Raw genomic sequence first — 11,563 nt, forward strand, 5'->3', positions numbered from 1 at the left:
GTCGTGGCGACGGCCGCCGGGTACACGGACGGCAGGCCGTACCGGCCGGGGGACCGCGCCGCCCGGCGCCTGGGCGACACCGCCCGCCGGCTCGCCACGGCCCTGCACCGGAGCCTGACCCGATGACCCGCGCCCCACGCTCCGGCCTCCCGCCCACGCCGCCCGCCTCCCCGGCGGGTCCCCGGCCCGCCCGTCGCGGGAGGCTGGGCGTGGGCCTGCTGCCCGCCTGCCTGGCCGGCCCGCTGGTCGTCGGCCCGCTGGTAGCCGGGATGCTGGTGCTCGGCGCGCTCCCGAGCGCCTCCGACGACGCGGGCGCGACGGCCCGCGCGGGCCAGGACGTGGGCGCCACGGCCCGCGCGGGCCAGTGGCAGCTGTCCACCCTGCGCCTGCCCGAGGCGTGGCTGCGCAGCAAGGGCGACGGCGTGCTGGTGGCCGTGCTCGACACCGGTGTGGACGGCCGCCACCCCGACCTGGCCGGCGCGGTGGTCGACGGCCCCGACCTGACCGGCGCCAGGAAGGAGCCGTCCATGTGGGGCCACCACGGCACCGCGATGGCCAGCCTGATCGCCGGCCGCGGCCACGCCGCCCGCCGCCCGCTGGGCAGGAGCGGCGTGGCCGGGGTGGCCCCCGCCGCCCGCGTCCTGTCCGTCAGGGTCACGCTGGAGAACGGCGACCCGCTGCGCGAGCAGCAGCGTTCCGGCGGCGCGAACGCCCTGGCCAAGGGCATCCGGTACGCGGTCGACAACGGCGCCGACGTCATCAGCATGTCGCTGGGCGGCGGCAGCGGCTCCTGGGAGGGCTCGGCGGCCGAGGAGGAGGCGGTCCAGTACGCCATCAGCCGCGGCGCCGTCCTGGTGGCCTCCTCCGGCAACGACGGCGAGAGCACGAACAGGAAGAACTTCCCCGCCGCCTACCCCGGCGTGATCGCGGTGGGCGCGGTGGACAGGCGGCTGGAGGTGGCGCCGTTCTCCAACCGGCAGGACTACCTGTCGGTCGTCGCCCCAGGCACGGGCATCGTGACGGCCGACGGCGCGGACTCGTACGTGGTGGGCGACGGCACGAGCTCGGCGGCGGCCATGGTGGCGGGCATCGCCGCGCTGATCAAGGCCGTCCATCCGGGCCTGTCGCCGTACCACGTGCGGACGGCCATCGAGCGGGGCGCCAGGCGGCAGCCCGCCGGCGGTTACAGCCGCGCCTACGGGCACGGCGTGGCCAACGCGCTGCTGGCCCTGCGGGAGGCCGACCGCCTGGCGGACCCGGTCGTGCCCGCGGCGTCCGCCGCCGGGGCGGTGGGCTACTTCGGCGCCGGCCCGCCCTCCGACGCGCCGGCCTCGCGGATCCTGGTCGTGCTCGGGATGGTGCTGCTCACGGCGGTGATGTCGGCGCGGGTGATCGTACGGCACCGGCGGCGGGGGATGTAACCTAACAAGCGCTTGTGTGATACTCCTGGTTATGACCCTTGCGATCGACGGCTGGTTCGCCATCGGGGAGGACGGCGCTCGCCTGATCGGCACCCGGTGCGCCACCTGCGGCACGGTCTGCTTCCCCCCACGGCGCGGCTTCTGCCCGAACCCGCACTGCGACGGCGAGTCCATGGAGGACACCGACCTGCCCAGAAGAGGCCGCGTCTGGTCGTACACGAGCGCCTCCTACCCGCCGCCGGAGCCGTTCGTGGCGGCGGACCCGTACACGCCCGTGACGCTGGCGGCGGTGGAGCTGTCCGGGGCCGGCATCGTCGTCCTGGGCCAGGTCAAGGGCCTCACGGCGGAGGAGCTGGAGGTGGGCATGGAGGTCGAGCTCACCCACGGCCCGCTCGCCGACGGACCGCTCGTGTGGATGTGGGGGCCGGTGTCATGAGCGAGGTCGTGGTGCTGGGCGCGGGCATGCACCCCTGGGGCAAGCAGGGCAGGCCGTTCGCCGAGTACGGGGTCGCCGCCGCCCGCGAGGCGCTGCGCGACGCCGGGATCGCCTGGACCGACGTCCAGTTCGTCGTCGGCGCCGACACGATCAGGAACGGCTACCCGGGCTTCGTCGCCGGAGCCACGTACGCGCAGGCGCTCGGCTGGTCCGGCGCCCGCATCGCCTCCTGTTACGCCGCGTGCGCGTCGGGCGCCCAGGCGATCGACATCGCGCGCACCCGCATCCTGGCCGGGCTGTGCGACGTGGCGCTCGTGGCCGGCGCGGACGCCACGCCCAAGGGCTTCTTCAAGCCGGTCGGCGGCGACCGTCCCGACGATCCCGACTGGCTGCGGTTCCGGCTGCTGGGGGCCACCAACCCCGCCTACTTCGGCCTGTACGCGCGCAGGCGCATGGCCCTGTACGGCGAGACGGCCGAGGACTTCGCCGCCGTCAAGGTCAAGAACGCGCGAGCCGGATCGCTGAACCCCATGGCCCGCTACCGCAGGACCGTCACCGCCGAGGAGGTCCTGGCCTCCCCCATGGTCGCCGACCCGCTGCGGCTCATGGACATCTGCGCCACCTCCGACGGCGGCGCCGCCCTGGTCCTGGCCTCCTCCGCGTACGCCCGCCGGCTGGGCGCGCGGAGCCCGGTGCGCATAGCCGCCGTCTCGACCGTCACGCCCACCTTCCCCAACACCGTCCTGGAGCTGCCGAACTTCGCCACCGACTCCAGCGCCGCCGTGCCGCCGCCCGAACGGCCGTTCCGGTCGGCCATCGCGCACGCCGCGTACGAGGAGGCGGGCGTCGGGCCCGAGGAGGTGTCCTTCGCCGAGGTGTACGACCTGTCCACGGCCCTTGAGCTGGACTGGGTCGAGGACGTGGGCCTCTGCCCGCCCGGGGAGGCGGCCAAGCTGCTGCGCGCCGGCGACACCGCGCTCGGCGGGCGCGTCCCGGTGAACCCGTCGGGCGGGCTCGCCTCCTTCGGCGAGGCGATTCCCGCCCAGGCCATCGCCCAGGTGTGCGAGCTGACCCGGCAGCTGCGCGGCGTGGCGGGGGATCGCCAGGTCGAGGGCGCCCGCGTCGGCCTGGCCGCCAACCAGGGCCTGTTCGGGCACGGATCCGCGGTGATCGCGATCGGCTGAGCGAGCCCGGCCCACCGTGGCGATCGGCTGAGTGCGCCCCGGTCCGCCGCACGCGTCAGCCGCCCCCGACGCCACAGGCCCTCCGCGGTCATCCCGCGAAGGGCCTGTGACAGGTGGCCGGCGCGGTGCGGCCGAGCCGGCCCGTGGAACCGGTCAGCCCACGTGCACCACGTCGTGCGTCTCGGCGAAGTGGCAGGCGCTCTCGTGCGCCGTCCCCTCGCGGATCTGCAGCAGCGGCTCCTCCTCGGCGCAGATCTCCTGCGCCTTCCAGCACCGCGTACGGAAGCGGCACCCGGACGGGGGGTTGGCCGGTGACGGCGGGTCACCCTGGAGGATGATCCGCTCCCGCTGCTCGCGCCCCTCGGGATCGGGGACGGGCACGGCCGACAGCAGCGCCTGCGTGTACGGGTGGGCGGGCTTGTCGTAGATCTCGGTGTCCTTGCCGAGTTCGACGATCTTGCCCAGGTACATCACCGCGACCCGGTCGGAGATATGGCGCACCACCGACAGGTCGTGGGCGATGAAGATGTACGCCAGGTCGAACTCGTTCTGCAGCCGTTCGAGCAGGTTGATGACCTGCGCCTGGATGGACACGTCCAGGGCGGACACCGGCTCGTCGCAGACGATGATCTCCGGCTGGAGCGCCAGCCCGCGGGCGATGCCGATGCGCTGCCGCTGCCCGCCGGAGAACTGGTGCGGGTAGCGGTTGATGTGGTCGGGGTTGAGTCCCACGACCTCCAGCAGCTCCTGTACCTTGCGGCGGCGGTCGCCCTTGGGCGCGACCTCGGTGTGGATGTCGTACGGCTCGCCGATGATGTCGCCGACCGTCATGCGGGGGTTCAGCGACGTGTACGGGTCCTGCATGACCATCTGGATGTTGCGGCGCATCCGCTTGAGCTCGCCGCCCCTGGCCCGGCCGATGTCCTTGCCGTCGATCATGACGGAGCCGGAGGTCGGCCGTTCCAGGGCCATCAGCACCTTGGCCAGCGTGGACTTGCCGCAGCCGGACTCGCCCACGATGCCCAGCGTCTCACCCCTGTCGAGGTCGAACGAGACGCCGTCCACGGCCTTGATCGCGCCGATCTGCCGCTTGAAGACGATGCCCTGGTTCAGGGGGAAGTGCTTGACCAGGTCACGGACTTCGAGGATGCGCTCACCCTTGGTCGCCATCGAGGACCTCCCTCCAGTAGTGGCAGGCGCTGCCGCGCGTGCCGCTGATCTCGTAGAGCGGGGGGGTGTCCGTCACGCAGTTGTCCTGGCGGTACGGGCAGCGCGGGTGGAAGGCACACCCTGTCGGCATGTCGAGCAGGTTGGGCGGCAGGCCCTTGATCGCGTACAGGTCCTGGCCCTTGAGGTCGACCCTGGGGATCGACTCCAGCAGCCCCTTGGTGTAGGGGTGGGCCGGGGAGGCGTAGATGTCGTGGACGGGGGCGTTCTCGACGATCCGCCCGCCGTACATGACCGCGATCTTGTCGGCGACGTCGGCGACGACACCGAGGTCGTGCGTGATGAGGATCATGCCCATGTTGCTCTCGCGCTGGAGTTCGGCGAGCAGCTCCATGATCTGGGCCTGGACCGTCACGTCGAGCGCGGTGGTCGGCTCGTCGGCGATCAGCACCTCCGGGTCCAGCGCGATCGACATGGCGATCATGATGCGCTGGCGCATGCCCCCGGAGAACTGGTGCGGGTAGTCGTTGACCCGCTGCCTGGCCGCCGGGATGCGGACCCTGTCCATCAGCTCGATGGCCTTCTTCACGCTGTCACGCTTGTTCATGCCGCGGTGCACCCGGAACATCTCGCTGATCTGCCAGCCCACGGTGAACACCGGGTTGAGCGCGGACAGCGCGTCCTGGAAGATCATGGCGATCCGCTGGCCGCGCACCTGGGTGCGCGCCTCGTCCGACAGCTTGAGCAGGTCGGTGCCGCGGAAGCGGATCTCCCCCTTGGGGACGCGGGCCGGCGGCATGTCCAGGATGCCCATGATCGCCTGCGCGGTCACAGACTTGCCCGATCCCGACTCGCCCAGCACGGCGAGGGTCTCACCGGGGTTGAGCGAGTAGCTGACCCCGTTGACCGCGCGGACGATGCCCGGACGGGTGTGGAACTCCACGTGCAGGTCTTCCACGGCGAGCAGCGGTTCGTTGCCCAGCCCTCCCTCGGCGGGCAGCGTGTCCGTTGTTGCCTTTCTCACTTGAACCCCCCTCCTACCTGAGCTTCGGGTCGAGGGCGTCGCGCACCGCGTCGCCCAGCATGATGAACGCGAGCACCGTGATGCTCAGGAACAGCGCCGGGAAGAACAGCGGCAGCGGCGCCTCCAGGAACCGGTTGCGCGCGTCGGCGATCATCAGGCCCCAGGAGATGTTCGGGGACTGGACCCCGACCCCCAGGAACGACAGCGCCGCCTCGGCCGCGATGAACCCGCCGAGGTTGATCGTCGAGACGACGATCACCGGGGCGAGCGCGTTCGGCAGCAGGTGCCTGAACATGATCCGGCCCTGTCCTGCGCCCAGCGCCCGTGCCGCCACCACGAAGTCCTGGCTCCTGGCGGTGATGACCGCCGCCCGCATGATGCGGAACGTCATCGGCCACGACAGCACGGCCAGCGCGATGACCACGATCCAGATGCCGAGGTCGGCGTCCCTGAAGGTGGCGGTGATGAGCAGCGAGCCGAGGATCCACGGGATCGCGAAGAAGATCTCCGTGATCCTGGACGACACCGTGTCGACGGCCCCGCCGCGGGTGCCCGCGATCAGGCCGAGCAGACCTCCGATGACCGCCGTGACGATCATGGTGGTGATGCCGATGACGATCGAGTTGCGCGCGCCGTAGATCGTCCTGGCGTACACGTCGCAGCCGAGGTTGTCGCGGCCGAAGATGTGGCCCGCGCTCGGTCCCTGCCGCGCCGTGGCCAGCTCGCAGGTCTTCGGGTCGAACGGGTCGATCGACGCGAACAGCGACGGCCAGAGCGACATGACCAGCAGGATCGCGATGAGCGCGACGGAGACGATGAACATCGGCCGGCGCCGCAGGTCGTAGAGCGCGTCACTCCACAGGCTCGCGGGCCTGTCCTGCCGCTTGGGCTTGGTCACGAGAGGAGGTGGCGCGGTCGCGGTCTGTACAGGTCCGACCTGTGGGTCATTACTCATAGCGGATCCTCGGATCGAGCACGGCGTACAGCAGGTCGACGACCAGGTTCGCCAAGATGTAGACCAGCACAAGGATTGTCACGATACCCACGACGATAGGCTGCTCCCGCAGGTACACACCCTGGTAGATCTGAAGGCCGATGCCCGGGATGTTGAAGATGGTCTCGGTGATCACCGCACCTCCCATGAGCGTGCCGAGGTCGGCGCCCAGGTAGGTGACCAGCGGGATCAGCGCGTTCCGCAACCCGTGCCGGCCGATGACTCTTCGTCTCGACAGTCCTTTGGCGGTGGCTGTTCGTATGTAGTCGGATCTCAGCGTCTCCACCAGGCTCGTCCGCGTGAGCCGGGTCAGGTACGCGATCGACGATCCGGCCAGGACGAATCCCGGCAGCAGGTACGCCTTGAACCCCGCGGTGATGCCCGCGATCGGGAAGATCTCGACCCCCACCTGCTGCTTGAGCCACACGCCCAGCCACAGCTGCAGCACGAAGCCGGTCACCAGCGGCGGCACGGAGATGAGCAGCAGGGTCGAGGCGAGGATGATCGTGTCGATCGCCTTGCCGCGGCGCAGCGCCGCCCACAGCCCGAGCAGGATGCCGACGACGGCCTCCAGGACGAGCGCGGTGAGCGCCAGGTTCAGGGTGATCTGGAACTTGCCTGCCATGAGCTCTGACACGGGCACCCCGGCGAACGTCCTGCCGAAGTCACCGCGCAGGAAGATCCCGCTGATGTAGTACCAGTACTGCAGCAGCAGCGGATCGTTGAGGTGGTACTGCTCGCGCAGGATGTTGACGATGTTGGGGTCTTGCCTCTTCTCGCCGGCCAGCGCCGCGATGGGATCGCCAGGGAGCGCGAAGACGATGGCGAAGATGAAGAGGGTGGCGCCCAGCAGGACTGGTATCGCCTGGATCAGGCGCCGGACAACATAACGGCCCATTGAAGCCTCCCGTACATGCCAAGAAGGCAGTCGCCGGAACCTGCGGTTTCACGGCTCAAGTGACTGCCTTCTGGCGGGCTCTCGAGGAGCGGGCGGTCTGTCGCCGCCCGCTCCAACGAACAGCGTCAGGCCTTCTCGACGTCGGCCCACTCAACCTGGTTGAGCAGGTTGATCTTGACGTTCTTGACCTTGGTGGAGTACCCCGAGTTGTTGCGGTAGAAGTAAACAGGGATGTACGGAAGGTCCTTGATCAGGATGTCGTCCGCCTGCTGGTAGAGCTTCAGCCCCTCCTCAGGAGTCGCCGCCTGGTCGCCCTTGGCGACCGTCTCGTCGAACTCCTTGCTGGAGTAGCCCGCGTAGTTGGAGCCGGTGGTGATGGCGCCGGTCGAGAAGATCGGCGTCAGGTAGTTCTCGGCGGACGGGTAGTCGATCGCCCAGCCCATGCGGAACATGCCCTTGTACTTCTTGGCGTCCAGGTCGTCCAGGATGTTCGCGAACTTCTCGAACGGCTTGACGGTGACCTCGACGCCGAGGTTGGCGCGCAGGTTGTTGGCCGCGGCCTCGATCCACTCCTTGTGGCCGCCGTCCGCGTTGTAGCCGAGCTCCAGCGTCTTCGGCCCGTTGGCCGCGGCGTACTGCTCCTTGGCCTGGGTCGGGTTGTACTGGCAGGCCTTGCAGGCGCCCTGGCGGTAGCCGTCGATGGCCGGGTTGATGAAGTCGTCGGCCGGCGAACGCGTGCCGGAGAAGACCGTCTCGGCGATGGTCTTCCGGTCGATGGCCATCGAGATGGCCTCGCGCATCTTGACGTCCTTGTACTGGTCGTTGTACTTCAGCGGGAAGCCGATGTACCCGACGCCGGCGTCAGCCTGGTCCTGGTAGCGGTCGCCGAGCGCCGTCTTGGCGCTGGAGATCGCCGAGGCGGGCAGCGAGTCGTGGATGTCCACGTTGTCGCCCTGAAGGTCGTTGTAGGCCGTCTCAGAGCTGTTGTAGAGCTTGAACTGGAGCTTGGTCCAGCCGGTCGGCTTCTTGGCCGGGTACTTGTCGTACACCGACAGGTCGATCGTCTGGTCGGTGCCCTTCTTGTAGGGCTTGTCCAGCTTGAACAGGCCCTGGCCGATCGGCTTCTCGCCGTACTCCTGCGTCACCTTGCCGTCGGCGCCGAAGGCGCTCTTGGGCAGCGGGTAGAACGCGGTGTAGCCCAGCATGGTCTTGAACTGGGAGAACGGAGCCGTGAGGGTGACCTGGAGCGTCGTGTTGTCGACGGCCTTCAGGCCCTTCATCTCCTTGGTGGCGACCTGCTTGCCCTCGCCGGGGTTGAGGTCGGCGTAGCCGTCGACGCGGCCGAAGAAGTAGCCGGCACCCTGCGCGTTGTCCTGGTTGGCGGCGTAGTTCCACGCGTCCACGTAGTTCTGCGCCTCGACCGGCGTGCCGTCCTGCCAGGTGTAACCCGACTTGAGCTTGATCGTCCACACCTTGTTGTCGGTGCTTTCGATCGACTCGGCGGCCGCGAGCACGACCTGCTTGTTCTCGTCGTAGTTGACGAGCGGCTCGAACACCGAGGCGAGCACCTCGGAACCCTCCGACTCGGTGGTGTTCGACGGGACCAGCAGGTTCTGCGGCTCGCCCAGTTCCATGCGGACCGGCGTGTCGCCGCCCCCGCCCGAAGTCGGGTTGCTCGTGGTGGTTCCACCGCCGCCACACGCGGCAACCGCGAGGGCGAGCAGCGCGGTACCGGCGACGATCTGTGCGCCCTTAGTAACACGCATGGTAAAAAGATTCCTCCCTCAAACAGGTGGGCGTAAGCGCTGAGCTGCGATGATCGTGAGCAGCCTGACGGGGGTTCCTTGTAAGCCCCCGGGTTTGGCTGACCTGGTCAAACCAGCCGACGCCCTGCCAGTCGATCGCGACTATCCCTTACTACTTGCCACCAGGGAGTCTCTGGCGCGTTGCAGTTCGGTCACACGTGCGCCTATCCAGCGTCACAGTCATTTCGTGCAGGGGGCACCAAACACCCCATAGCCCCCAAAAGCACTCACGAACGGACGTGAACAGTTGATGAAAAATACCTCTAGCGCGCTAGTGCTCGCGCCCTGGCCACCATCCCGCGTGTCGCTGAGCTACGGTTGAGCGAGTCTTGGCGTGACCTGGAACCATCCTTGGAACCGGGCAACTCGGGACACCGTCCAACAGTCTGTCGCGAAGCGTCGCGGCAGACACTCCAACGAGTCGGATCCAATAGAGTCCTTGCCATGAGCCAGCCGGAATCCGCAGTCGCGGACGCCCAGGCGGGCGGCCGAAGCGGAGAGCCGCTGGCCAAGCTCGCCGAGAGATACGGGCTTCGCCGTGCCATCGCGCGGCCGAGGTTTCCTGTCTACGTGCGCCAGCTGTTGGAGCGCCGACACTTCATCCTGACGTACGCGACCTCGCGCAACGTCTCGAAGTATTCCAACTCGGCGCTGGGCCAGCTCTGGCAGGTCCTGACGCCGCTGCTCAACGCCGCCATCTACTTCCTGATGTTCGGCATCATCCTCGGCGGCAACAAGAACATCACGAACTACCCGGCCTTCCTGCTGACCGGGATGTTCATCTTCACCTACACCCAACGGACCGTCACCGCGGGCGCCAAGTCGATCTCGGGCAACCTCTCGCTGATCCGGGCGCTCCACTTCCCCAGGGCCTCGCTGCCGCTGGCGTACACGATCCAGGAGCTGCAGCAGCTGGCCATCTCCATGGGCGTGCTGCTCTCGCTCGTGGTGATCACCAAGGAACCGCCCAACTGGTTCTGGCTGATGATCCCGATCGTGCTGCTGCTGCAGACGATGTTCAACGTCGGCGCCGGGCTCGTCATCGCCCGGCTGGGCTCGTCCATGCGCGATCTCAACCAGTTGCTGCCGTTCATCACCCGCACCTGGCTGTACGCGTCGGGCGTCTTCTTCTCGATCCAGGACAAGGTCGTCGGCTCCGCCGGACTGCCCCAGTGGGTGGCCAACGTGATGTACCTGAACCCCGCGGCCTCGTACATCGAGTGGATGCGCGACATTCTCATCCAGTCCCATCACCCAGAAAACGGGCACAATCCTCCGCTGATGGTGTTGGTGTCATGCGTATCCTGGGCAGTGTTCGCACTCGGCTTCGGCTTCTGGTACTTCTGGCGGGCTGAGGAGAGGTACGGGCGTGGCTGAACTGACCAAGGAGCTGTCACAGGTGAAGGGCCAGGAGCCCGCCGTCCCCGACAAGGACGTCAGGGTGCACCCCGATCCGGCTCCAGCCGGCAAGCGTCCCCCCCTGGACGTGCCCACGGGCACGCCCACCGTCATCGTCGACGACCTCCACATCGTCTACCGGGTGTACGGGGCGGCCAGCGACAACGAGAAGGGCAACGCGGTCAACGCCCTCACGCGCCTGCTCAAGCGCCAGGGCCGCCCGCAGATGAAGGAGGTCCACGCCGTCAAGGGCGTGACCTTCGTGGCCTACCACGGCGACGCGATCGGCATCGTCGGCCGCAACGGCTCGGGCAAGTCCACGCTGCTGCGCGCCATCGCCGGCCTGCTGCCGCCGCACGCGGGCGCCGTCTACACCGACGGCCAGCCCTCGCTGCTCGGCGTCAACGCGGCCCTCATGCGCGAGCTGACCGGCGAGCGCAACATCGTGCTCGGCTGTTACGCCATGGGCATGACCCCGAGCGAGGTCAGGGAGAAATACCAGGAGATCGTGGACTTCTCCGGCATCGATGAGTTCGTGCAGCTGCCGATGTCCACCTACTCCTCCGGCATGGGCGCCCGCCTGCGCTTCGCCATCTCCTCCGCCAAGACCCACGACGTGCTGCTGATCGACGAGGCCCTGGCCACCGGCGACCGCGAGTTCCGCCGCAAGAGCGAGGAGCGGATCCGGCACATCCGCGAGTCGGCCGGCACGGTGTTCCTGGTCGCCCACGACCTCAAGGTCATCGAGCAGACCTGCAACCGGGTCATCTGGCTGCACAAGGGCAAGATCAAGATGGATGGCGAGCCCGGGGAAGTGCTCGCCGCGTACAACAAGGGCTGACCCACCCCGCATCGGCCGCGAGCGCCCCTCGGACGCTTCGCGTCCTTCGCCATGCCCGCCGGCGGCGACCGAAAGCCCCTGCGGCGGCGCGACACACGCGACAAAAGACTGACAGCGTGCCCGGTGTTCCGATATCATTCGAACGTTGTTTCGATACGAGGACGCCGATGGAGTGGGAGCGCGCGATGGTAGAGCTTTCGGCCGCGATCGACCACCTGGCCGTCGAGGACGTGGCGGACATCCCCCGGATCGAGCTGGCCGAGCAACTCATCGAGCTCCACTGGCAGATGGCCCGGTTGCAGGCGCAGATCGCCCGCCGCACCGGCGTACGGCTGCCGTGACCCCACCCACCCCACCCCATTCCGAGAAAGCAGGCTCACCCGGAACAAAAGATG

11 protein-coding genes are annotated in these 11,563 nt (G+C 68.7%); 6 read left to right on the plus strand and 5 right to left on the minus strand.

Going from position 1 to position 11,563, the window contains the following annotated elements:
- The first annotated feature begins 122 nt into the window (after positions 1 to 122).
- Genes KME77_RS23220 through KME77_RS23230 form a run of 3 tightly spaced genes read left to right on the plus strand, consistent with a single transcriptional unit; the run spans position 123 to position 3,041 of the window.
- Complete coding sequence (locus KME77_RS23220; RefSeq protein WP_219471050.1) at positions 123 to 1,421, plus strand: S8 family serine peptidase; 1,299 nt, start codon at positions 123 to 125, stop codon at positions 1,419 to 1,421.
- Positions 1,422 to 1,452: 31 nt separating this feature from the next.
- Positions 1,453 to 1,857 carry a Zn-ribbon domain-containing OB-fold protein gene (locus KME77_RS23225; protein WP_219471051.1) on the plus strand — a complete coding sequence of 135 codons (405 nt, stop codon included), beginning with the start codon at positions 1,453 to 1,455 and terminating at the stop codon, positions 1,855 to 1,857.
- Positions 1,854 to 3,041, plus strand: coding sequence for a lipid-transfer protein (locus KME77_RS23230; RefSeq protein WP_219471052.1), 1,188 nt, complete (start codon positions 1,854 to 1,856; stop codon positions 3,039 to 3,041). Before KME77_RS23225 ends, KME77_RS23230 begins: the two co-directional genes overlap by 4 nt.
- Before the next feature lie 153 nt (positions 3,042 to 3,194).
- Here KME77_RS23230 and KME77_RS23235 read toward each other — a convergent pair whose 3' ends face one another.
- From KME77_RS23235 to KME77_RS23255, 5 genes are all read right to left on the minus strand, one after another.
- Positions 3,195 to 4,211: an ABC transporter ATP-binding protein gene (locus KME77_RS23235; protein WP_219471053.1), complete on the minus strand. Its 1,017-nt coding sequence runs from the start codon at positions 4,209 to 4,211 to the stop codon at positions 3,195 to 3,197.
- Positions 4,195 to 5,232 carry an ABC transporter ATP-binding protein gene (locus tag KME77_RS23240; RefSeq protein WP_308250847.1) on the minus strand — a complete coding sequence of 346 codons (1,038 nt, stop codon included), beginning with the start codon at positions 5,230 to 5,232 and terminating at the stop codon, positions 4,195 to 4,197. The genes KME77_RS23235 and KME77_RS23240 overlap by 17 nt, the downstream gene beginning before the upstream one ends.
- A gap of 13 nt (positions 5,233 to 5,245) precedes the next feature.
- Positions 5,246 to 6,130, minus strand: a complete 885-nt coding sequence (locus KME77_RS23245) for an ABC transporter permease (RefSeq protein ID WP_308250848.1) — start codon at positions 6,128 to 6,130, stop codon at positions 5,246 to 5,248.
- 49 nt (positions 6,131 to 6,179) lie between these two features.
- Positions 6,180 to 7,124 carry an ABC transporter permease gene (locus KME77_RS23250; protein ID WP_219471055.1) on the minus strand — a complete coding sequence of 315 codons (945 nt, stop codon included), beginning with the start codon at positions 7,122 to 7,124 and terminating at the stop codon, positions 6,180 to 6,182.
- A gap of 125 nt (positions 7,125 to 7,249) precedes the next feature.
- Positions 7,250 to 8,890, minus strand: a complete 1,641-nt coding sequence (locus KME77_RS23255; RefSeq protein WP_219471056.1) for a peptide ABC transporter substrate-binding protein — start codon at positions 8,888 to 8,890, stop codon at positions 7,250 to 7,252.
- Positions 8,891 to 9,373: 483 nt separating this feature from the next.
- On the opposite strand from KME77_RS23255, the gene KME77_RS23260 reads away from it, so the two are divergent.
- The 3 genes from KME77_RS23260 (at position 9,374) to KME77_RS23270 (ending at position 11,509) form a co-directional block, all read left to right on the plus strand.
- Positions 9,374 to 10,306, plus strand: a complete 933-nt coding sequence (locus KME77_RS23260) for an ABC transporter permease (RefSeq protein WP_219471057.1) — start codon at positions 9,374 to 9,376, stop codon at positions 10,304 to 10,306.
- Positions 10,299 to 11,168 carry an ABC transporter ATP-binding protein gene (locus KME77_RS23265; RefSeq protein ID WP_219471058.1) on the plus strand — a complete coding sequence of 290 codons (870 nt, stop codon included), beginning with the start codon at positions 10,299 to 10,301 and terminating at the stop codon, positions 11,166 to 11,168. The genes KME77_RS23260 and KME77_RS23265 overlap by 8 nt, the downstream gene beginning before the upstream one ends.
- A gap of 185 nt (positions 11,169 to 11,353) precedes the next feature.
- Positions 11,354 to 11,509, plus strand: coding sequence for a hypothetical protein (locus KME77_RS23270; RefSeq protein WP_219471060.1), 156 nt, complete (start codon positions 11,354 to 11,356; stop codon positions 11,507 to 11,509).
- Positions 11,510 to 11,563: the final 54 nt, after the last annotated feature.

It is taken from the genome of Nonomuraea rhizosphaerae (genome assembly GCF_019396405.1).
Classification (GTDB): Bacteria; Actinomycetota; Actinomycetes; order Streptosporangiales; family Streptosporangiaceae; genus Nonomuraea; species Nonomuraea rhizosphaerae.